This window comes from Actibacterium ureilyticum (genome assembly GCF_002285435.1).
In the GTDB taxonomy this organism is placed as follows: Bacteria; Pseudomonadota; Alphaproteobacteria; order Rhodobacterales; family Rhodobacteraceae; genus Actibacterium_C; species Actibacterium_C ureilyticum.
This window is the reverse complement of record NZ_NSBT01000018.1, coordinates 62,165-84,094: the sequence shown is the minus strand read 5'-3', so window position 1 is coordinate 84,094 and position 21,930 is coordinate 62,165. Positions and strand designations below refer to the sequence as shown.

General features: G+C 63.9%; 22 protein-coding genes. 10 read left to right on the top strand and 12 right to left on the bottom strand.

Translation table 11 applies throughout. The annotated features are described in order from the left end of the window. Positions 1 to 11 precede the first annotated feature (11 nt). Positions 12 to 1,565, top strand: a complete 1,554-nt coding sequence (locus tag CLM60_RS03295; RefSeq protein ID WP_245848160.1) for an OmpA family protein — start codon at positions 12 to 14, stop codon at positions 1,563 to 1,565. Here CLM60_RS03295 and radC read toward each other — a convergent pair. The 3 genes from radC to dnaK form a co-directional block, all read right to left on the bottom strand. Beyond that, positions 1,562 to 2,323 (bottom strand): RadC family protein, encoded by a 762-nt coding sequence (radC, locus tag CLM60_RS03290; RefSeq protein WP_095587742.1) that lies wholly within the window; start codon positions 2,321 to 2,323, stop codon positions 1,562 to 1,564. The two genes, CLM60_RS03295 and radC, sit on opposite strands and share 4 nt — an antisense overlap. A gap of 41 nt (positions 2,324 to 2,364) precedes the next feature. Continuing rightward, on the bottom strand, positions 2,365 to 3,516 hold the full coding sequence (gene dnaJ / locus CLM60_RS03285; protein WP_095587741.1) for a molecular chaperone DnaJ: 1,152 nt from the start codon (positions 3,514 to 3,516) through the stop codon (positions 2,365 to 2,367). A gap of 71 nt (positions 3,517 to 3,587) precedes the next feature. Continuing rightward, positions 3,588 to 5,504, bottom strand: a complete 1,917-nt coding sequence (gene dnaK / locus CLM60_RS03280; RefSeq protein ID WP_095587740.1) for a molecular chaperone DnaK — start codon at positions 5,502 to 5,504, stop codon at positions 3,588 to 3,590. Between the two features lie 171 nt (positions 5,505 to 5,675). Between dnaK and CLM60_RS03275 the strand changes: the two genes are divergently transcribed. After that, complete coding sequence (locus tag CLM60_RS03275) at positions 5,676 to 6,317, top strand: alpha-ketoglutarate-dependent dioxygenase AlkB family protein (RefSeq protein ID WP_095587739.1); 642 nt, start codon at positions 5,676 to 5,678, stop codon at positions 6,315 to 6,317. Here CLM60_RS03275 and CLM60_RS03270 read toward each other — a convergent pair. Next, positions 6,314 to 6,577, bottom strand: a complete 264-nt coding sequence (locus CLM60_RS03270) for a hypothetical protein (protein WP_095587738.1) — start codon at positions 6,575 to 6,577, stop codon at positions 6,314 to 6,316. The two genes, CLM60_RS03275 and CLM60_RS03270, sit on opposite strands and share 4 nt — an antisense overlap. A 102-nt stretch (positions 6,578 to 6,679) precedes the next feature. Next, a complete protein-coding gene (locus CLM60_RS03265; RefSeq protein ID WP_095588005.1) occupies positions 6,680 to 7,501 on the bottom strand; it encodes an ABC transporter permease in 822 nt (273 codons plus the stop codon). A gap of 142 nt (positions 7,502 to 7,643) precedes the next feature. Between CLM60_RS03265 and cysQ the strand changes: the two genes are divergently transcribed. From cysQ to CLM60_RS03225, 8 genes are all read left to right on the top strand, one after another. Further along, positions 7,644 to 8,441, top strand: coding sequence for a 3'(2'),5'-bisphosphate nucleotidase CysQ (gene cysQ, locus CLM60_RS03260; protein WP_095587737.1), 798 nt, complete (start codon positions 7,644 to 7,646; stop codon positions 8,439 to 8,441). Further along, positions 8,441 to 9,241, top strand: coding sequence for a 3-deoxy-manno-octulosonate cytidylyltransferase (locus tag CLM60_RS03255; protein ID WP_095587736.1), 801 nt, complete (start codon positions 8,441 to 8,443; stop codon positions 9,239 to 9,241). Before cysQ ends, CLM60_RS03255 begins: the two co-directional genes overlap by 1 nt. Before the next feature lie 235 nt (positions 9,242 to 9,476). Continuing rightward, positions 9,477 to 10,367 carry a UTP--glucose-1-phosphate uridylyltransferase GalU gene (gene galU / locus CLM60_RS03250; RefSeq protein ID WP_095587735.1) on the top strand — a complete coding sequence of 297 codons (891 nt, stop codon included), beginning with the start codon at positions 9,477 to 9,479 and terminating at the stop codon, positions 10,365 to 10,367. Beyond that, positions 10,367 to 11,365, top strand: a complete 999-nt coding sequence (galE, locus tag CLM60_RS03245) for a UDP-glucose 4-epimerase GalE (RefSeq protein ID WP_095587734.1) — start codon at positions 10,367 to 10,369, stop codon at positions 11,363 to 11,365. Before galU ends, galE begins: the two co-directional genes overlap by 1 nt. After that, on the top strand, positions 11,325 to 12,434 hold the full coding sequence (locus CLM60_RS03240) for a glycosyltransferase family 2 protein (protein ID WP_095587733.1): 1,110 nt from the start codon (positions 11,325 to 11,327) through the stop codon (positions 12,432 to 12,434). The genes galE and CLM60_RS03240 overlap by 41 nt, the downstream gene beginning before the upstream one ends. 42 nt (positions 12,435 to 12,476) lie before the next feature. Continuing rightward, positions 12,477 to 13,487: a glycosyltransferase family 2 protein gene (locus CLM60_RS03235; protein WP_095587732.1), complete on the top strand. Its 1,011-nt coding sequence runs from the start codon at positions 12,477 to 12,479 to the stop codon at positions 13,485 to 13,487. Further along, on the top strand, positions 13,484 to 15,190 hold the full coding sequence (locus CLM60_RS03230) for a DUF5927 domain-containing protein (protein WP_095587731.1): 1,707 nt from the start codon (positions 13,484 to 13,486) through the stop codon (positions 15,188 to 15,190). Before CLM60_RS03235 ends, CLM60_RS03230 begins: the two co-directional genes overlap by 4 nt. A gap of 1 nt (position 15,191) precedes the next feature. Beyond that, positions 15,192 to 16,616 carry a nodulation protein NodH gene (locus tag CLM60_RS03225; RefSeq protein WP_095587730.1) on the top strand — a complete coding sequence of 475 codons (1,425 nt, stop codon included), beginning with the start codon at positions 15,192 to 15,194 and terminating at the stop codon, positions 16,614 to 16,616. Here CLM60_RS03225 and CLM60_RS03220 read toward each other — a convergent pair. From CLM60_RS03220 to CLM60_RS03190, 7 genes are all read right to left on the bottom strand, one after another. Further along, positions 16,613 to 17,077, bottom strand: a complete 465-nt coding sequence (locus tag CLM60_RS03220; RefSeq protein WP_095587729.1) for a PTS sugar transporter subunit IIA — start codon at positions 17,075 to 17,077, stop codon at positions 16,613 to 16,615. The genes CLM60_RS03225 and CLM60_RS03220 overlap by 4 nt on opposite strands. A 41-nt stretch (positions 17,078 to 17,118) precedes the next feature. Then, positions 17,119 to 17,682 carry a ribosome hibernation-promoting factor, HPF/YfiA family gene (gene hpf, locus CLM60_RS03215; RefSeq protein WP_095588004.1) on the bottom strand — a complete coding sequence of 188 codons (564 nt, stop codon included), beginning with the start codon at positions 17,680 to 17,682 and terminating at the stop codon, positions 17,119 to 17,121. A 99-nt stretch (positions 17,683 to 17,781) separates the two neighbouring features. Next, positions 17,782 to 19,050, bottom strand: coding sequence for an RNA polymerase factor sigma-54 (gene rpoN, locus CLM60_RS03210; protein WP_095587728.1), 1,269 nt, complete (start codon positions 19,048 to 19,050; stop codon positions 17,782 to 17,784). 24 nt (positions 19,051 to 19,074) lie between these two features. Then, positions 19,075 to 19,836: an LPS export ABC transporter ATP-binding protein gene (gene lptB, locus CLM60_RS03205; protein WP_095587727.1), complete on the bottom strand. Its 762-nt coding sequence runs from the start codon at positions 19,834 to 19,836 to the stop codon at positions 19,075 to 19,077. Beyond that, positions 19,833 to 20,294: a lipopolysaccharide transport periplasmic protein LptA gene (gene lptA, locus CLM60_RS03200; protein ID WP_245848158.1), complete on the bottom strand. Its 462-nt coding sequence runs from the start codon at positions 20,292 to 20,294 to the stop codon at positions 19,833 to 19,835. Before lptA ends, lptB begins: the two co-directional genes overlap by 4 nt. 54 nt (positions 20,295 to 20,348) lie before the next feature. Continuing rightward, positions 20,349 to 20,957, bottom strand: a complete 609-nt coding sequence (gene lptC, locus CLM60_RS03195) for an LPS export ABC transporter periplasmic protein LptC (protein ID WP_176473773.1) — start codon at positions 20,955 to 20,957, stop codon at positions 20,349 to 20,351. A 7-nt stretch (positions 20,958 to 20,964) separates the two neighbouring features. Continuing rightward, entirely contained in the window at positions 20,965 to 21,930 is a 966-nt protein-coding gene (locus tag CLM60_RS03190) for a KpsF/GutQ family sugar-phosphate isomerase (RefSeq protein ID WP_095587724.1), read from the bottom strand.

Below are 21,930 nucleotides of genomic sequence, written 5' to 3'. Positions count from 1 at the left end.
CACCGGGGCCCATGATCTTGATACTTTGGCGAATGGCATGCCGCGTCGCGTTGCTGGCACTTATGGCGCTTCCCGGATGGGCGCAGGATGTCACGCTGACCTCGCGCGATGGCAGCGTCGAGGTGACGGGCACGCTGATCTCTTATGACGGGGAATTCTATCGCCTGAATTCGGCCTATGGCGTGCTGACGCTGGACGGGCAGGGCGTAGTCTGTGCCGGTGTGGGCTGCCCCGATTTGGACGCCTATGTGGCCCGGTTCGATTTCTCGGGCGATCCGGGCATCGGCGCGACCCTGCTGCCGGCGCTGGTCGAGGGGTTCGCGACGGCGCGCGGCTTTGCCCTGACGCGCGAGATCACGGGGGTGGACACGTTCCGCCTGGTGCTGTCGCTGCCGGGGCAGGACCGGCAAATGGCCGATATCGGCTTTCGGCTGAACAGCGCGGATCAGGGCTTTGCCGACCTGCTGGACGGCCAGGCGGATCTGGTCATGTCCATGCGCGAGGTGCGCACCGACGAGGCCGCGGCGTTGGCCGCCGCCGGGCTGGGCGACCTGACCCAACCGGCGCGTGCGCGGATCGTTGCGCTGGACGCGCTGGTGCCGGTGGTGGCGGCGGGCAACCTGCGCCGCCAGATCGGCATGGAAGAGCTGCGCGCGATCCTGTCGGGGCAACAGGCGGACTGGCCGGGGCTGGAGCTGCCGATTGCGCTGCATCTGGGCGCGGGGGATGCCGGTTTCGGCGACCTGTTGCAGCGCAAGCTGCGGTTCGAATTCGGCACGGCGCGGCAGCTTGAGCTGACTGCGTATGCGGATGCGGCCGAACTGTCGGACAGCGTGGCCGCCGACCCGCTGGCGCTGGGCCTGGTGCGGCGGTCGGAACAGGGCAATGCGCGCATCCTGTCGCTGATCGGCGATTGCGGCGTGATGCTGCCCACCGACCGGCACGCCCTGATGGCCGAGGATTACCCGCTGACCGCGCCGCTGTTTCTGTATACCCCGGCGCAGCGGCTCCCGTTGCTGGCGCGGGAGTTCCTGGACTATCTGACGACCCCGGCGGCCCACCGCATCGTGCGCGGTCTGGGCTTGGTCGATCTGGGGTGGGAGGCGATCCCGCTGGCGTTGCAGGGGGACCGGCTGACATCGGCCATCACCCATGCGGGGGGCGAGGTGTCACTGGCCGATCTGCAACAGATGATGCAAACCCTGTCGGGGGCCGCCCGGCTGACCACCACGTTCCGGTTCCGCGATGGCGCCAGCGCGCTGGATGCGCAATCCTTCGGCAATATCGCGACGCTGGCACAGGCGCTGGAAACCGGCGCCTTCGATGACCGCACGCTGATCTTTGCCGGGTTCAGCGATGGCGCGGGCAGCGCGGACGCCAACCGCGCGCTGTCGAAAACCCGGGCCGAGGCGGTGCGGGCCGCGGTGCGCAAGGCCGGATTTTCCGCCGATTTCAGCCGTGTGAAGATGCAGGTCGAAGGCTTTGGCGAGGCGATGCCGATGGCCTGTGACGACAACGCCTGGGGCCGCAGCATGAACCGCCGGGTCGAGGTCTGGTTGCGTTAAAGATAGCCCGCGCTGCGAAAGCTCAGCTCGCGCGATTTGCCGATGATCAGATGATCGTGCAGCGTCAGACCCAGCGCCTGGGCCGCCGTTTCGATCTGGTGGGTCATGGCGATATCGGCATCCGATGGCGTCGGATCGCCCGATGGATGGTTATGCACCAGGATCAGCGCGCTTGCGTTCAGCTCCAGCGCGCGTTTGCAGACCTCGCGCGGATAGACGGGCACATGATCGACGGTGCCGCGGGCCTGTTCCTCGTCCGCGATCAGCACGTTCTTGCGGTCCAAATAGAACACGCGGAACTGTTCGGTTTCGCGGTGGGCCATGGTGGTGTGGCAATAGGTGATCAGCGCCTCCCACCCGGAAATGACATGACGTTCCATCACCCGTGACTTGGCCAGGCGATGCGCGGCGGCCTCGACGATCTTCAGCTCTTGTATCACCGCGTCGCCCACGCCCTTGACCTCTCGCAACCGGGGGATGGGCGCAGAGAGCACGCGGTTGAAATCGCCGAAATGTTCCAGCAACTGCCGGGCCAGCGGTTTGACATCCTGCCGGGGAATGGCGCGGAACAGGACCAGTTCCAGCATCTCGTAATCCGGCAGCGCATCGGCCCCGCCCGACAGGAACCGTTCGCGCAGCCGTTTGCGGTGGTCGCGGATATAGGACGGCAGCTTGCCCGCCACCGCCGCCACCGGGGTGGCGGTTTCCGCATTCAGAAGCGGCAAGGGGGGTTCATGAAAAGCATCGGGTCGGCGCATGGGCCGACCCTGTCAGAGCATCGTGAACGAAGGGTTAACGCCTAACCCTTCATCCCGTCCCAGAAGCTTTTGACCTTGGAAAAGAAGTTCGAGCTTTCGGGGTTATTATCCTCGCTCAGCCGGTCGAACTCTTTCAGCAGCTCTTTCTGCTTGGCGGTCAGGTTCACCGGCGTTTCGACGGCCAGTTCGATGAACATGTCGCCCGACCCGGCCCCGCGCAGGGCGGGCATGCCCTTGCCACGCAAGCGCATCTGCTTGCCGGTCTGGCTGCCTGCGGGGATCTTCACCCGGCTGCGGCCGCCGTCGATCGTCGGCACCTCGATATCGCCGCCCATCGCGGCCGAGGTCATCGGCACCGGCACGCGGCAATAAAGGTTCTGGCTGTCGCGCAGGAAGATCGGGTGATCCTTGACCTCGATAAAGATATAGAGATCGCCCGAAGGTCCGCCGCGCAGCCCGGCCTCGCCCTCGCCCGCCAGGCGGATGCGGGTGCCGGTTTCGACGCCTGCGGGGATGTTCACGCTCAGCGCGCGTTCCTTTTCCATCCGTCCCGCGCCGCCACAGGCCTTGCACGGGTTCTTGACGATCTGGCCCAGACCCGAACAGGTGGGACAGGTGCGTTCGACGGTGAAGAACCCCTGTTGCGCGCGCACCTTGCCCATGCCCGAACAGGTGGGGCAGGTGGCGGGTTCGGCGCCGCCTTCGGATCCGGTGCCGTTGCATTCGCCGCACGCGACCGAGCCGGGCACGTTGATGGTTTTCTGCGCGCCCGAGAAGGCCTCTTCGAGCGAGATCCGCAGGTTATAGCGCAGGTCCGAGCCGCGCGTGGCACGTTGCCGGCCACCGGCACCGCCGCGCCCACCCATGAAATCGCCAAAGAGGTCGTCGAATACATCGGAAAATGCGCTGGCGAAATCGCCCTGGCCCTGGAACCCGCCGCCGGGACGCGGTCCGCCGCCCATGCCACCGTCGAAGGCGGCGTGGCCGAACCGGTCATAGGCGGCCTTTTTCTCGGGGTCTTTCAGGGCGTCATAGGCCTCGTTGACCTCTTTGAACTGCGATTCGGCATCCGGGTTGTCGGCATTGCGGTCGGGGTGCAGTTCCTTGGCCTTCGTGCGATAGGCCTTCTTGATTTCGTCAGCCGATGCTTCTTTCCCGACGCCCAGAACATCGTAGTAGTCACGCTTCGCCATCAGAAAATCCTTGTTTGGGAACGCAAGGGCCGGCCCGGATCACCGGACCGGCCGCCTGCATGTCCGTGCGCTTAGGCGCGCTTGTCGTCGTCCAGGTCCTCGAAATCGGCATCCACGATGTCGTCATCGACGCCACGCGGCTCGTCATCGCCCTCGGGCGCTTCCTCGCCAGCGGCTTCCTGCTGCGACTTGTAGATCGCCTCGCCCAGCTTCATCGCGGCTTCGGTCACGTTCTGGATGCCCGACTTGATCTTGTCGGCATCGTCGGTTTCCAGCGTTTCCTTCAGCGCGCCGATGGCCAGTTCGATTGCCTCGATCGTGGTCGGATCGACCTTGTCGTTATGCTCTTCCATCGACTTTTCGGTCGAATGGATCAGGCTTTCGGCCTGGTTCTTGGCTTCGACCAGCTCCTTGCGGGACTTGTCGGCCTCGGCATTGGCCTCGGCGTCCTTGACCATCTTGTCGATCTCGTCATCCGACAGACCGCCCGACGCCTGGATCGTGATCGACTGTTCCTTGCCGGTGCCCTTGTCCTTGGCCCCGACCGACACGATGCCGTTGGCGTCGATGTCGAAGGTCACTTCGATCTGCGGCAGGCCGCGCGGTGCCGGCGGGATTTCTTCCAGGTTGAACTGGCCCAGCAGCTTGTTGTCGGCGGCCATCTCGCGCTCGCCCTGGAACACGCGCAGAGTCACGGCGTTCTGGTTATCCTCGGCGGTCGAGAAGATCTGGCTCTTCTTCGTCGGGATCGTGGTGTTGCGGTCGATCAGGCGGGTGAAGACACCGCCCAGCGTTTCAATGCCCAGCGACAGCGGGGTCACGTCCAGCAGGACCACGTCCTTGACGTCGCCTTGCAGAACACCGGCCTGAATGGCGGCGCCCATGGCCACGACCTCGTCGGGGTTCACACCCTTGTGCGGTTCCTTGCCGAAGAATTTCGAGACCTCTTCGACCACTTTCGGCATCCGGGTCATACCACCGACCAGAACGACCTCGTCGATATCGCTGGTCGACAGACCGGCATCCTTCAGCGCCGCCTGACAGGGCTTCAGCGAGCCCTTGATCAGGTCACCCACCAGGCTTTCCAGCTTGGCGCGGGTCAGCTTCATCACCATGTGCAGCGGCTGGCCGCCATTGGGGTCCATGCTGATGAAGGGCTGGTTGATCTCGGTCTGCTGGCTCGACGACAGTTCGATCTTGGCTTTCTCTGCGGCCTCTTTCAGGCGCTGCAGGGCCATCTTGTCTTTCGACAGATCGACGCCGTTTTCCTTTTTGAACTCGTTCGCCAGATAGTTGACGATCCGCATGTCGAAATCTTCGCCGCCCAGGAAGGTGTCGCCATTGGTCGACTTGACCTCGAACAGGCCGTCGTCGATTTCCAGGATGGTGATGTCGAAGGTACCGCCGCCAAGGTCATAGACCGCGATGGTTTTGGTTTCCTTCTTGTCCAAGCCATAGGCCAGCGCGGCCGCGGTCGGTTCGTTGATGATCCGCAGCACTTCCAAACCGGCGATCTTGCCCGCGTCCTTGGTGGCCTGACGCTGGGCGTCGTTGAAATAGGCCGGAACGGTGATGACCGCCTGGGTCACATCCTCGCCCAGATAGCTCTCGGCGGTTTCCTTCATCTTCTGCAGGGTGAAGGCCGAGATCTGCGCGGGGCTGTATTTCTCGCCGTTGACTTCGACCCATGCGTCGCCATTGCCGCCGTCGACGATCTTGTAGGGGACAAGGTTCTTGTCCTTCTCGACCTCGGCATCGTCCACGCGGCGCCCGATCAGGCGCTTGACGGCGAAGATGGTGTTTTCGGGGTTGGTGACGGCCTGACGCTTTGCGGGCTGTCCAACCAGTTTTTCAGTGTCGGTGAATGCAACGATCGACGGGGTGGTACGCGCCCCTTCGGCGTTTTCGATGACCCGGGGTTGCGCGCCGTCCATGATGGCAACGCAAGAGTTTGTCGTCCCAAGGTCGATCCCGATGACTTTAGCCATAATACTCTACCTCTTCTTCGGCGATTTCGTGGGGTCCGGACCCTAGTCAGGCTTCCGGTCCCCGATCCCAGATGTGAGCGGGTTTCGATCCCTTTCACGCTTCCCGGCGTATATAAGGAGGGCGCATTGGCCCTGCAAGCGGCGCGGGGACCTGAATCAGGGGGATTTGGCATGAAAAATCGACTCGAATCCGCAAAATCAGGCGCTTTGACGCCGGATGAGGTCATTCGCGACGTTGCGATTCACCGCCAGCTTCTGGACGATGCGGCGCAGCGGTCGATGGTCGACGACCTGCGCGCGGTGGTGCAGCAGGCGCCGCTGTTTTCGCCCATGACCCCCTATGGCAAACCGATGCGCGTGCGTATGAGCTCGGCCGGGCGGTATGGCTGGTTTTCGGACCGGACGGGCTATCGGTACGAGCCCCGCCACCCCGGCGGGACGGCCTGGCCACCGATTCCCGACAGCATCATCGGGGTCTGGGACCGGGTGACCGGCCTGTCGCGGCGGCCCGATTGCTGTTTGATCAATTTCTATGATGCCGATGCCCGGATGGGCCTGCACCAGGACCGGGACGAGGCCGATTTCAGCTTTCCCGTGGTCTCGATCTCGTTGGGGGATGACGGGCTGTTTCGGCTGGGCAACCTGACGCGCGGCGGCAAGACCGAAAGCACCTGGCTGGGTTCGGGCGATGTGGTGGTCATGGGGGGCGACGCGCGGCTGATCTATCACGGGATCGACCGGATCCGCGCGGGCACGTCCGCCCTGTTGCCGCAGGGCGGACGGATCAACCTGACGCTGCGCGTGGTCGATTAGTTCGGGCAATCCACATAGGTGCGGGTGCCGTCGGCATGCGGGATATAGCAGCGCCGCCCGCCTTCCTTGGCGCCATGCGCGGCCAGCCCGGCCACGGCGCCGATCGCGGCGCCCATCACTGCGCCGCCGGTTTCGTCCTCGCCCGCGGTGGCGGCCCCGATCCCGGCACCAACCAGCGCGCCGGTTCCGGCGCTTTGTTCCGGGGTATCGCACGCGGCCAGCAGGCTCAGCGCGGCTATGGAGGCTATCAGGGGTTTCATACCGTTGTCCTTTCGTCAGGGCCGCCCGGATCGCGGGCGGCGACATTCGAAATATCGCGCGCGCGCCGGTGTTATCCAATGACAGGGACGGGTTTCAGCGGCTTATCGCTTGGCAAACCAGCTGATCGAGGCATGTTTCCGCGTATAGAATTCCCCCATCAAGCCGATCATGATCAGCGTCACCGCGACATAGATCGGATAGTCGATCCGGCTGAAATGCGGGTTGTAATTGATGAAAACAAAACCCCGCGCCTGGTCGATGGCGTGAAACAGCGGGTTCCAGTCGAACATTACCAGCATATAGCCCGGCATGGTGTTGGCCAAAAACATCTTGCCCGAGGCGATCATGTTGGCGCGGGTATAGATGGTCGAGATGATGTTGACGATGCCGGGAAACCACGGCTTTGCGGCACGCAGCACCATCCCCACCGAAACGCCGGTGAACCACGCCAACAGGATCATCCCCATCGCGCCCGCTGGGTCCTGGATGGTGATCGGCGTGAACCCCACGTGATAGATCGTCAGCACCACCGACATCGATAGAATCTGGATATAGAGCGAGGCCAGCGCCGCGCCGCAGATCGCGATGATCGTGTTCAGCGGCGCGTGCTGCATCATCGGCGAGGTTGGGCCATCGGCACCGGTGACGGCGCCCAAAGCCTTGATATGCGTCATGTAAAGGAAGATGCCCGACATGATGTACAGCAGGAAATCGCCGCGCACCGCATTGCTGCGCAGCCCCAGCACCGTGAACATGAAATAGAACGCCATGACGAACATCACCGTCTGTAGCATGTTCATCAAAAGACCGATCACCGGGTTGCTGTGGGTCTTGCGGATGTTGCGTGCGGTGGTGCGGTAAATCAGCCGCAGGGTTTCGAACGCGCCGCCAAAGGTGGTGCTGGTTCTGCGCGGGTCGAACATTTTTTGTTCATTCCTGTGTGCGGTTGCGGTTCGCGTCCCCATCCGCTTGCCGATCTGGTTGCATAAGATCATAAGGGGTTTGCCAAAGTCTTACAACGCAACCGCCCGGCTGCGTGTGTCATGCGATTGAGGAGTTTTTGAATTGGATCACGACAAACTGGCCCAGGTCTGTCGCCGCGCCGCGCTTCAGGCAGGTGCGAAAATCATGGAAATTTATCAAGCAGATGATTTCGAGGTGCGCAGCAAATCCGACGACAGCCCGGTGACCGCCGCCGACGAGGCCGCCGATGCGCTGATTTCCGAAATCCTGGCCGAGGCGTTTCCCGATACCCTGATCGTGACCGAGGAACAGGCCGCCAGCCACAGCCAGAGCGCCGACAGTTTCCTGATCGTCGATCCGCTGGACGGGACCAAGGAATTCGTCAAGCGCCGGGGCGAGTTCACGGTGAACATCGCCTATGTCGAAAACGGCGTGCCGGTGCGCGGCGTGGTTTATGCGCCCGCCAAGGGGCGGCTGTTCTATACCCAGGCCGATGGCACTTCGGTCGAGGAGACCGGCGATCTGGCGCTGGATACGGTGGGCCCGGTCACGCCCATGCATGTGTCGACCCCCGACAATGACGGGCTGATCGTGGTGGCGTCGAAATCGCACCGGGATCAGGCGACCGACGACTATATCAACAAATACAGCGTCAAGGACATGACCGGCGCGGGTTCGTCGCTGAAATTCTGCCTTGTGGCGACGGGCGAGGCCGATTTCTATCCCCGGCTGGGCCGCACGATGGAATGGGACACCGCCGCGGGCCACGCCGTGTTGCTGGGCGCGGGCGGGCAGGTGATCCGGTTCGACGATCACACGCCGCTGACCTATGGCAAGCCGATCTATGAAAACCCGTTCTTCATCGCCTATGCCCCCGGCGTCGCGCTGAAGCAGGGCTGATGTCTGTCCTGATCGTCATTCCGGCGCGCTATGCCTCGACCCGGTATCCGGGCAAGCCGCTTGTGGCGCTGACCGGGCCGGATGGCACCGCCAAAAGCCTGATCCAGCGCTCGTGGGAGGCCGCGCAGGCCGTCGCCGGTGTCGACCGGGTGGTGGTGGCCACCGATGACGACCGCATCCGCGACGCGGCCGAGGCCTTCGGGGCCGAGGTCGTGATGACATCGGACACCTGTGCCAACGGTACCGAACGCTGTGCCGAGGCGCTGGAGCGTCTGGGCGGCGGGTTCGAGATCATCGTCAACCTGCAGGGTGACGCGCCGCTGACCCCCGCCTGGTTCATTGAGGATCTGGTGGCGGGGCTGCGCGCCGACCCGGTGGCCGAGGTCGCAACCCCGGTGCTGCGCTGCGATGGCGAAACGCTGAACGCGCTGCTGGCCGATCGCCGGGCGGGGCGCGTCGGCGGCACCACGGCGGTGTTCGGGCAGGACCGCAAGGCGCTCTATTTCTCGAAAGAGGTCATCCCCTATACCGGGCAAGACTTTGCCGATACCGACGAGACCCCGGTGCATCACCATGTGGGCGTCTATGCCTATCGCCCGTCGGCGCTGGCGGCCTATCCGCTGTGGGCCGCAGGACCGCTGGAAAAGCTTGAGGGTTTGGAGCAATTGCGGTTCCTGGAGCGCGAGCGCCCGGTGCTGTGCGTCGAGGTTCAGGCCCGTGGCCGGCAGTTCTGGGAGTTGAACAATCCAGAAGATGTGCCAAGAATTGAAGCAATTTTAAGAACAATGAATCAAACCTGAGCGTTTCATTGGATTCTGCGACTGCGAAATAGTAAAGTTGGCATGTCGAGTCGTACCGGACCCCGTTTGGGGTACAGGCAAAATCGGGCGGTTTCGGCGGAACTGAAGAGTTGGTTGAGTAGTTTTATATGTACCGGGATGTTCGGTCCCATTGACCGTCAAGAATCTGACGCTGTGTAACTTGTAATGTGTGATCGATTGACGGCGCACTCTGAACTGTGAGGGGTAACCTTTAATGAAACGTAAAGTCACCAAAGCGATCTTTCCGGTAGCCGGGCTAGGCACCCGTTTCCTGCCGGCGACGAAATCGGTGCCAAAAGAAATTATGACGCTGGTGGACCGGCCGCTGATCCAATACGCGATCGACGAATGCCGTGCCGCCGGGATTGAAGAATTTATTTTTGTGACTTCGCGCGGCAAAAGCGCATTGGAAGATTACTTCGACAGCTCGCCCGTGCTTGAGGCCGAGCTGCAGCGCAAAGGCAAGGACAAGCTGCTGAAAGTGCTGGAAGAAACCTATGTCGACAGCGGCGGTATTGCCTATATCCGCCAGCAAAAGGCGCTGGGCCTGGGCCATGCGGTCTGGTGCGCGCGGCGCCTGATCGGCGACGAGCCCTTTGCCGTGGTGCTGCCCGATGACGTGATCGCGGCGGAAAAACCGTGCCTGCAACAGATGGTCGAGGCGTATGCCGAAACCGGCGGCAACATGGTCGCCGCGATGGAGGTCCCGCAGGACAAGACATCGGCCTATGGCGTGCTGGATGTACGGCAGGACATGGGCAACCTGGTGTCGGTCAAGGGAATGGTCGAAAAGCCCAAGGCCGAAGATGCGCCGTCCAATCTGGCGGTGATCGGCCGCTATATCCTGACGCCCAAGATCATGGACAACCTGAACCAGGGCAAGCAGGGCGCGGGCGGCGAGATCCAGCTGACCGACGCGATTGCCGACGAGATCGACGGCGAGGGTGTCTTTGGTCTGCGGTTCCGCGGCCAGCGGTTCGATTGCGGCTCGAAAGCGGGCTTCCTGCAGGCGACCGTGGCCTTCGGTCTGGCACGCGACGACCTGCGCGACGAGTTCTCGCAGTACCTGCGTGAAATGACCGCGATCGACAGCGCCGCACAGTAATGACGGCCACACAGGCGCGGAATGTGCTTGTCACCGGGGGTGCGGGCTATATTGGCTCGCACGCCTGCAAGGTGCTTGCGGCGCAGGGCTATGTGCCCGTTACCTATGACAATCTCTGCACCGGCTGGGCCGATGCGGTGAAATTCGGCCCGTTCGAACAGGGGGACCTGTTGGACCGGGCGCGGCTGGATGCCGTTTTCGCCAAATACCAGCCCGTGGCCGTGATGCATTTCGCGGCGCTGAGCCAGGTGGGCGAGGCGATGTCCGCCCCCGGCAAATACTGGCGCAACAATGTCTGCGGCTCGCTGTCGCTGATCGAGGCGGCGGTGGCGGCGGGGTGCCTGAACTTCGTCTTCTCCTCGACCTGCGCGACCTATGGCGATCAGGACGGCGTTGTGCTGGATGAAAACAGCGCGCAGATGCCGCTGAACGCCTATGGCGCGTCCAAGCGCGCGATCGAGGATATGCTGACCGATTTCGGCGCCAGCGACGGGCTGCAATCGGTGATTTTCCGCTATTTCAACGTGGCGGGCGCCGATCCCGATGGCCAGGTGGGCGAGTTCCACCAGCCGGAAACGCATCTGGTGCCGCTGATGCTGGACACGATTGCGGGCAAGCGCCCGGCGCTGACCATCCATGGCGACGATTACGACACGCCCGATGGCACCTGCATCCGCGACTATGTCCATGTGATGGATCTGGTCGATGCGCATGTCCTGGGGGTGGAATGGCTGCTGGACGGCAAGGGCAGCCGGGTCTTCAACCTGGGCACCGGAACCGGCTTTTCGGTGCGCGATGTGCTGTCGCATGGCAAGGTCGTGACCAACCAGCCCGTCCCGCATGACATCGGCCCGCGCCGCGCAGGTGACGCGCAATGTCTGGTGTCGGGTAGCACGCGCGCGGAAAGCGAACTAGGCTGGGCGCCGAAACGGTCGAACCTGGAGACGATGATCACCGATGCGTGGCGCTGGCATCAGAACGGGGATTACGAGAAATAGTCCCGATTCCAGCCTGATTGATGCCTATAAGCTGCGCTGGAAACGCCGCCGGTTGCTGTGGCGGGCGTTCAAAAAGCGGCGCGAGCTGCGGTCGGTGACCGACCGCACGGCGTCGATCCGGCCCGGCGATATCCTGTGTTTTGCGACCGTCCGGAACGAGGCGAACCGCCTGCCTTATTACCTGCGCCATTACCGCGATCTGGGGGTGGCGCATTTCCTGATCGTCGATAATGCCAGCACCGATGGCACGCCGGGGCTGTTGGCAGACCAGCCCGATGTGTCGGTCTGGACCACCGATGCCAGCTATCGCGCGTCGCGCTTCGGCGTCGACTGGCTGACATGGCTGCAGATGCGCCACGGGCACGGGCATTGGTGCCTGACGGCGGATGCAGACGAGCTGTTGCTGATCCCGCATCACGGCTCGCGGGACCTGCGCGACCTGACCGGCTGGCTGGAGGATCAGGGCGCCGATGCCTTCGCCGCCATCATGCTGGACCTCTATCCCACGGAACGGCTGAGCACCGCGACCTGCCCACCGGATGTGCCGCCGCAGACGGTTCTGACCGGGTTCGATGCCCACGGGTACACGTGGGAATACCAGCCGAAATACCGCAATATCTCGGTCCGGGGCGGGGTGCGAAAAAGGCTCTATTTCACCGAAAAACCCGATCACGCGCCGCATCTGCACAAGACGCCGCTGATCCGCTGGAACCGGCGCTTTGCCTATCTCAGTTCGACCCACATCGCCCTGCCACGGCGGCTGAACGCGGGGCTGGACGCGCGGCGGAACCTGCCCACGGGTGTGCTGCTGCACAGCAAGTTCCTGGCCCAGGTGGTGCCCAGATCGGCCGAGGAAAAACACCGGGCCGAACATTTCACCCATTCCGGGCGCTATGACGGCTATTACGACGCGCTGGCCGCAGATCCCGTGCTGTGGGGGCCGGAATCGGTGCGGCTGCGGGATTGGCAGCAGCTGGTGGCGCTGGGCCTGATGACCTGTGGCGGGTGGGACAGAGAAGATTTACCTGCGCGTCACTCCTGCGTATGCTGCGACAAAATCGTCAAATGACACGCCTGTCATAAAATCCGGCAACACGCAGATGAGGCACCGTTGAGCATTGTGCAACGATACAGGCTGCGGCTGACGCGCCAGCGCTTTCGCCTGCGTGCGCTGCGCAAACGGCGCGACCTGACGGCGGTGGCTGATCGCACGGTGCAGATCGGCGCCGACGACGTGCTTTTGTTCTGCACCCTGCGGAACGAGCTGCCCCGCCTGCCCTATTTCCTGAACTATTACCGGCGGCAGGGGGTCAAACATTTCCTGATCGTCGATAATGGCTCGACCGATGGCTGCCGCGACTATCTGGCGTCGCAGCCCGATGTCTCGCTCTGGGAGACCGGCAAAAGCTATAAGGCGGCGCGGTTCGGGGTGGATTGGCTGAACGGGCTGCTGCGGCGCTATGGCTGCGGGCATTGGTGCGTGGTGGTCGATGTCGACGAATTCCTGATCTATCCGTTCTGCGATACGCGGCCCATCGCGGCGCTGACCGACTGGCTGGAAAGCAGCGGCATCCGCAGTTTCGGCACGATGACGCTGGACATGTACCCGAGCGGGGCGGTGCATGCCGAAACCTATCAATCCGGCACCAACCCGTTCGATATCGCGGCCTGGTTCGACAGCGGGAACTATATCTTCAGCCGCAACCCGCTGTATTTCAACCTGTGGATTCAGGGTGGGCCACGGGCGCGGCTGTTCTTTGCCGACCGCCCGGACGAGGCCCCGGCGCTGAACAAGATCCCGCTGGTGAAATGGCATCACAGCTATGCCTTTGCGAACTCGACCCACATGCTTTTGCCGCGCGGTCTGAACCTGGTTTACGACGCGCGCGGCGGCGAAAAGGCCAGCGGCGTGCTGTTGCATGCCAAGTTTCTGGACACGTTCATCGACAAAAGCCGGGAAGAGATCGACCGGAACGAGCATTTCGCCGAAAGCCGGGAATACCAGGCCTATGTCCAGCACATGCATGACGATCCGGTGCTGTGGAACAAGTGGTCCGAGAAATACATCAACTGGCGCCAGCTGGAGCTTTTGGGTCTGATGTCCAAGGGGAACTGGGCATGACCGTGGGGTTCGTCATGCTGGTCCACACCGCGCTGGACCGGGCCGCGCAGGTGGCGCGGTTCTGGGCCGAAAGCGGCTGTCCGGTCGTGCTGCATGCCGATGCGCGGGTCCCGCACAAGGCTTATGGCCGGCTGGTCGACGACCTGCGCGGTCTGGAGAACGTGCGTTTCGTCAACCGGCATCGCGTGGTCTGGGGCACCTGGTCGATGGTGCGCGCGACCCAGGTCGCGTGCGAGGAGATGCTGGCGGCCTTTCCGCAGGTCGGGCATGTCTATCTGGCGTCGGGGTCGTGTCTGCCGCTGCGCCCGGTGCAGGAGCTGCAGGCCTATCTGCACAGCCACCCCGAGACCGATTTCATCGAATCCGTCACCACCGCCGAAACCCGCTGGACGATCGACGGGCTCGAGGAAGAGCGGTTCCACCTGCGCTTTCCGTTCTCGTGGAAAACCAACCGGCGGCTGTTCGACGGCTATGTCCGGCTGCAACGCCGGTTGAAGGTGAAACGCCGGATTCCGGGTGGAATCGTGCCGCATCTGGGGTCGCAGTGGTGGTGTATGTCGCGCCGCACGCTGACCGCGATCCTGCACGATCCCAAGCGGGCGGAATATGACCGTTATTTCCGGCGTGTCTGGATCCCGGACGAAAGCTATTTCCAAAGCCTGGTGCGGCTGCACAGCACCGCCATCGAATCCCGGTCGCTGACGCTGTCCAAGTTCGATTTCCAGGGCAAGCCGCATGTCTTTTATGACGACCACCTGCAGCTTTTGCGGCGGTCGGATTGTTTCGTCGCGCGCAAGATCTGGCCGCAGGCCGAGCGGCTGTATCAGGGGTTTCTGTCCAACGACCCGGCGGTCACCAAGAATGCCGAACCGAAACCGGCCAAGATCGACCGGGTGTTCGCACAGGCGGTCGAAAAGCGTGTGCACGGGCGGGCCGGGCTTTACATGGCGGGCCGCTATCCGATCCATACCGAAGACAAGATGCTGACCAGCGGCCCCTATACGGTGTTCGAAGGGTTCAGCGATCTGTTCCAGAACTTTGCCATGTGGCTGGAAAAGGCCGCCGTGGGCCGGGTGCATGGGCATCTGTTCCACCCCGAACAGGTGCAGTTCGCCGGCCGGGCCGAGGTCTATAACGGTGGGCTGGGCACCAGCGCCCTGTTGCGCGACCATTCGCCCGAGAGCTTTCTGACCAGTCTGATCTGGAACACCCGCGACGAGCATCAGTGTTTCCAGTTCGGCCCGCGCGACCGGCAGCGGATCGGCGGGATGCTGGCGCGCGACCCCAATGCGCGTATCCGGGTGATTTCCGGCGCCTGGGCGCTGGAGCTGTTCCGGACCGGCGCGATTTCGGACGACCTGCTGGCGTTGGCGGCGGCGCTGCAAGAGATCGAGGCACGGCATATCCGCCTGTTGCAGGCGTCCCATGCGCGGGCCGATGTCGTGGTCTGGACGCTGGCCGATTTCCTGCTCAACCCACTGGAACCCCTGCAGGAGATCGTCGACGAGCTGACACCGCACCGGACGCGCAACCTGTCGGAGCTGCCGCAGATGGTCGACCTGACCGGGTTCGGACAGTTCCTTCAGGCGCTCAAGAACCAGGGCGTGCATCTGCATCTGGCGGGGGACGTGCCGCTTGACCTGGAGACACCCACCGCGCCGCAGGACCTGCCGCGTTTCACCGCCGTATCCGGGGGCCGCTAGGATGGGGTTCGACAGTTTCGTGATCCTGGCGGGTATGCGGACCGGCTCGAACCTGCTTGAATCGCAGCTGAACGCGGTGCCCGGCCTGTGCTGTTATGGCGAGGCGTTCAATCCCAATTTCGTCGGCTATCCGAAACGCGACGACATCCTGGGCATCACCCGTGCGGCGCGCGATGCGGATCCGCTGGCGTTGCTGCGGCGTATCCAGGACCAGCCGGGCGTTCTGGCGGGATTCCGGTATTTCCGCGACCACGATCCGCGGGTTCTGGCGGCGGTTCTGGACGACCCGCGCTGTGCCAAGATCCTGTTGACGCGCAATCCGGTGGACAGCTTCATCTCGCTTCAGATTGCGCGCGCGACGGGGCAATGGAAACTGACCGATGGCCGCCACCGGCGCGCGGCGCAGATCACCTTCGATCCGGCTGCGTTCGAGACGTATTTGCAGGATGAACAGGCCTTCTTTCGCGACATCCGGCATGGGCTTCAGACCCGGGGTCAGACGGCGTTTTCGCTGGGCTATGATGACGTGTCGGATGCCGCCGTGGTTCAGGGGCTGGTCCGGTTTCTGGATGCCGACCTGCCCGCCCCCGATGGTGCGGCGCGGCTGAAACGGCAGAACCCCGAAACGGCGCGCGACAAGGTCAGCAACCCGGATCAAATGGAACAGGCCGTCGCGGCGTTCGATTGGGCGGGGCTGGATCACACGGTATTGTCCGAGCCGGGGCGGGGCGCGTCGATCCGGCGCTATGTCGCGGCGGCAAAGGCGCCGGTGCTGTTCGCCCCGTTGCCCGGCGGGCCGGTGTCGCAGGTCGAACAGTGGCTGGCCGCGTTGGACGATGCCGCGCCGGGGGATCTGCGGCGGGGCTTTACCCAGAAAACCCTGCGCCAGTGGAAACGCCAGAATCCCGGTCACCGGACCCTGACCGTTGTCAGCCATCCGCTGGCGCGGGCCTATCGCGTGTTCTGCACCGCGATCCTGCCGGTACGCGACGGCCCCTATGCCGAGATCCGCGCCGCGTTGCGCGCGCGGTTCGATGTGCCGCTGCCCGCGACCGATCCCGGCCCGGGTTTCGGCCCGGCCCAGCAGCACGCCGCGTTCCTGGGATTCCTGCGGTTTCTCAAGGCAAACCTGGCGGGTCAGACCAATCTGCGCGTAGATGCGGCCTGGGCCTCGCAAGGGGTGCTGTTGCAGGGCATGGCCGGGTTCGTGATGCCCGACATGGTGGTGCGGCACGAGTATCTGGCGCGGGACCTGGCGGTGCTGGCCCAACAGGTCGACCGGCAGTCGCCGCCGGTTCCGGACCGGGCCGAGCCGTCAGCCGTGTCGCTGTCGCAGATCCATGACGACGCGCTGGAATCCGCGGCGCGCGCGGCTTATCAGCGGGACTATATGCTGTTTGGATATCAGGCCTGGGCCGAGGTTTAGGCCGCCTGGGTCGACGGGGCCTCGGTCAGGACCGTGTGCAGCGTCAGGGGATCGGTATTGGCGCGCAGCTTGCTGCAGATCGTCGGGTTGCGCAGGGTGCGCGACACCAGCGCCAGCGCCTTGAGGTGATCCACGCCGGTATTCTGCGGCGCGAACAGCGCAAAGATCAGATCCACGGGCTGGCGGTCGACCGCATCGAAATCCAGCGGCGTTTCCAGCCGCAGGAATGTGCCGACGACCTCTGTCAGGCCATGCAGGCGCGCATGGGGCAGGGCAACGCCATGCCCCACGCCGGTGGGTCCCAAGCTTTCGCGTTCCTGAAGCGCATCGACCGCGTCACTGGATTTCAGCCCATAGACCGAAGCGGCAATCTCTCCCAGATCCTGGAAGAGACGCTTCTTGCTGGACAATGTGCCAAATACCTTGACGGCCTCGGGCTTGAGGATGCTCGAAAGTTCCATACAGTTTTCTTCGCTTGCTGCTTTCGCGCGCCGGGCGCGCCTTAGGGGTCGATCCAGCCTATGTTTCCATCGTCGCGCATGTGAACGACGTTCAGACCGCCTGTTTTCTCGTTGCGGAACACCAGTACGGCTGCCCCTGCCAATTCCATTTGCATCACTGCCTCGCCGACCGACAAAGAAGGGATCTTGGTTTCCATCTCTGCGATGATCATCGGCTGAAGCGTATCGGGCTCTGATTCGCCCGCGCTCTCGTTTCCGGCGAGGATATAAGAGGAAGCACCTGAAAGTTCAACCGGCTGTGAACGCTCGCGGTGATGGTCCTTGAGCCGGCGTTTGTATCGCCGGAGTTGTTTTTCCATCTTGTCACGGCACCCGTCGAAAGCGGCGTAGATCTCGGTCGCGTGGGCCTTGGCCTGTGCGGTCAGCCCCGTCGACAGGTGGACGGTGGCTTCGCAGACATACTCATGCGCGTTTCGGGAAAAGACGATCTGGGCGTCGGTGGGGCGTTCCGCGTATTTGTCGACCGCTTCGCCCAGTTCCTGTTTGACATGAGTCTGAAGCGCATCGCCAATATCGATCTGTTTGCCGCTAATTTGATACCGCATCATTCCTCCTATGGTTGTACTGTTATGCATATCTGGTCCCGCCTTATCCAGTCGATCGGTCTGACTCTAGGGGTGTCTCGCCGGTGGCCCCGGACGGGATCAGGGCGAAGCCTGGCTTCGCCGACGCTTGAACGATGATGGTATGTTCAGACATCCCCTGTATTTGGCGACAGTTCGACGAGAGATGTCAACGCCTTCTGCGCGCAGAAGGTCCGCAATCTGTTCGTCGTTCAGCGGATCGGCCTTCGACTCGTGGGCGATGATCCGCGCAATGCGGTGTTGCGCCGCGCGGCCCGACAGCGCAGAGCCGTCGCGCCGCGTCAGGGTCGAGGACATGAAATGCCGCAGCGGGATCGACACGCCGTCAAAGCCCAGCACCTTGCCCGCGATGGCGCGCCCCACGGTCGACGGGTGCAGCCCCAGATCGGCGGCCAGCGCGGCGCGGGTCAGCGGGGCCATGTGGTCGGGACCGTCGCGAAAGAAGGCGTGCTGGTGCTGCACGATGGCGGCGGCGATCCGGTGGATCGTTTCGCCGCGATAGCGCAGGCCCCGCAGCAGCGCCGCGGCCCGGTCGCGATAGGCCTGGCGCATCGGATCGTCGGTGTCCAGCTGCGCCAGCATGTCGCGATCCAGTCGGATATCGGGGATGAAGGCGGTGTTGTTGCGCAGAACAAAGCCGCCATCTGGGCCGTGTTCGACCAGAACGTCGGGGATCAGGGTCTGCGCGGGTTCGGCGAAATCGGCGGCGGGATGCGGGGTCAGGCCATGCAGCAGCGCGGCCGCCGCGTCCAGTCGCGTCCGGGGCCATCCGGTCAGGCGGCGCAGCTTGGCGAAATCGCGACTGGCGAACAGGTCCAGATGGGCGCAGATCGTCTCTGACTCGGCCCGATCCATGCCTTTGGCCAGCAGTTGCAGCAGCAGGCATTCGGCCAGATCGCGCGCGCCGATGCCGGGCGGGTCACAGGATTGCAGCGCCGCGATCGCCTGATCCAACTCGTCCGGTTCCAGCCCGGCCTGTGCCGACAGCGCGGGCAGGTCGGTCTGAAGATAGCCGTTCTCGTCCAGGTCACCGGCCAGGAACCGCGCCAGCGCCGCAATCCGGGGCGGCAGCGCCATCAGCGCGATCTGGGCGTGCAGCTGTTCGGTCAGACCCGGCGCGCTGGCCGCCCAGGGCGCGATGTCGTCGAAAGACACCGCGCCGGTCGGTGCCTCGACCACCTGCAGGAACGGGTTTTCGGCCACTTCCCGGCGGATTTCGTCCACCAGATCGGTCACCGGCATCCGCAACAGGCCCAGGCTTTGCATCAGACCGGGGGTCAGCGCCAATGTCTGTGTCTGGCGGGAACGAAGGGTCGGTTTCAACGCCATCTGCGCACCCCGCGTGTCACCCGGTCACGAGATCCGGAAATTCTGGCCCAGATAAACCCGGCGCACATTCTCGTCCTGCACGACCTCGTCGGTGGTGCCGCTCATCAGCACCTTGCCGTCATGCAGGATATAGGCGCGGTCAACGATTTCCAGCGTCTCGCGCACGTTGTGGTCGGTGATCAGCACGCCGATGCCGCGCTTTTTCAGGTCGGAGACCAGGCCGCGAATCTCGCCCACGGCAATCGGGTCGACCCCGGCAAAGGGTTCGTCCAGCAGCAGGTATTTGGGATTGGCGGCCAGGCAGCGGGCGATTTCCACCCGGCGGCGTTCCCCGCCCGACAGCGACAGCGCGGGCGCGCGGCGCAGGTGGCCGATGGAAAATTCCGACAGCAGCTCTTCCAGCCGCTCGCGCCGCTTGTGGCGGTCGCTTTCCGCGATTTCCAGGATCGCCAGGATGTTGTCCTCGACGCTGAGCCCGCGAAAGATGCTGACCTCTTGCGGCAGATAGCCGATCCCCATCTTGGCGCGGCGATACATCGGCAGGGTCGTGACCTCGCGCCCGTCAATCGTCACGCTGCCGCCTTCGGGGGCGATCAGCCCGGCGATGGAATAGAAACAGGTGGTCTTGCCCGAGCCGTTCGGCCCCAGCAGCGCCACGACCTCGCCCCGGCCCAGCTCCATGCTGACATCGCGGATGATCGGGCGGCGGCGATAGCTTTTGCTGAGATGCGCGACCTTCAGCCCAACATCGCCATCCGACACCGTCAGTTCCGGCGCGGGGCTCATTGGCTGGTTCCGGGCTGGAAGATCGTCTTGACGCGGCCTTCCATGACGCCGGTGCCGGTATCCAGGTCGATAACCAGCCGCTCGCCCGACAGCGCGTTCTGTCCCTGGGTCAGCAGCACTTGGCCGGTCATCACCACATTGCCGGTGTCGATGGTGTATTCGGCGCGCTCGCCCTCGGCGGCCTCGGCCCCGTTGACCATCACCACATCGCCGGTGGCCAGCATCCGCTGGATGCGTCCGGTGGTTTCGCCGTTCACGGTTTCATAGAACACATCGACGCGGCGGGCGGTGATCCGCATCTCGCCCTGGCCGATCACCACGTTGCCGGTAAAGACTGCGGTGCCGTCGGACTGATCGACATTCAGCTGGTCGGACGTGACCTCGACCGGCAGGGTCTTGTCATGCTTCAGCCCGCCGAACGCCACAGGCGCGCCCTGGGCCAGGGCGATGACAGGCATCAACAGAACACTCAGACAAACGAGCGCGGTCCGGTACATGGGCAGCAGACATCCTTATTGCTGGGGGTCGTATATCAGCTTCACCCCGTCGTTGAAAACAACAACATAGCTGCCCGGCGCTTCCGGGTCGGGGCGCATATCCATGCTGCCGGCGGTCAGATGCCCCAGCGGGCCGTCCGCAGTCACGGTCGTATCGGTGCTGAGCCGGGTTTCGCTAAGCGCGGTTTTCAGCCGCTCGGTCACGATGTGATACCCGGTCGAGGTGTCGATCACCACGCCATCGCGCAGGTTCGCCTCGTCGATCTCGGTGTCGATCACGCCCGCCTCGGCGGTGATGTCGGCAAAGCCGCCATCGGTGAATTCCAGCCGCGCCACCAGCGCCTCGGCGCTGGCGCGATTCGGGTTGGTGATGTCGGGGCGGGCGGTGTCGGCAATCACCCGGATCGCGGTGCCATCGCTGGTCACGCCGGTATAATCGGGCGCCTTGATCCGCTGTTCGCGCACGATCTGGTCCACATCCACCTGGGAATAGGGGATTGACCGCATCGGATCGATATCGCGCGAAAACAGGAACAGCGTCGACAACAGCCCCAGCCCCGCCAGCGGCAAGACGATCTTCGCCATGGCGATGAAGCGGGAATAGCCGTTGTCATAAGATGACACCATACGCTCAGGCCACCCCCGCGCGCAGGCAGTCATGGATATGCAGAATGCCCTGAACACGCCGCTCGCTATCTGTCACGAACAGGCACGTCACCTTGCGCCCGTTCATCAGCGCCAGCGCCTCTTCGGCCATGGCGTCGGGCGCGATGGTCAGGGGGTTGTCGGTCATCACCTGGTCCACGGTCAAATCCAGCAATCCTTGCATGTGGCGCCGCAGGTCACCGTCGGTCACCACACCATTCAATGTAGCATCCGAACCCGTCACGCCAACCACGCCAAAGCCCTTTTGGCTCATGATCAGCAGGGCTTCGCTCATCGCGGTGCCGCTGGGCACGGTGGGCACCTCGTCCATGCCATGCATCAGGTCGCGCACCTTGGACAGCTGCGCGCCCAGCTTGCCGCCGGGGTGGAACTCGCGGAAATGGGCGGGCGTGAACTGGCGGTGTTCCATCAGCGCGATGGCCAGCGCGTCGCCCAGCGCCAGTGTCATGGTGGTGGATGTGGTGGGCACGATGCCGGTATCGCAGGCCTCGGGCGCATTGGGCAGTAACAGAGCCACATCCGCCTCGCGCAGCAGGGTCGACCCGGCCCGGCCCGCGACGCCGATCAGCGGGATCTCGAACCGGCGGGTATAGGCGATGATATCGGCCAGTTCCGGCGTTTCACCGGAATTCGACAGCACCAGCGCCACGTCGCCGCGCGCCAGCATCCCCAGGTCGCCATGGCTGGCCTCGGCCGGGTGGACGAAATGGGCGGGGGTGCCGGTGCTGGCCAGGGTCGCGGCGATCTTGCGCGCGATATGGCCCGATTTGCCCATGCCCGACACGATCACGCGGCCGCGGGCGTTCAGGATCAGCTCCACCGCGTCGGCAAAGGTCGCATCCAGCGCCTCGTCCAGCAGGCGCAGCGCTTCGGCCTCGCGCGTCAGGACGCGGTGACCGGTTTGCATCAGCTTGTTGCGATCAGGGGCCAT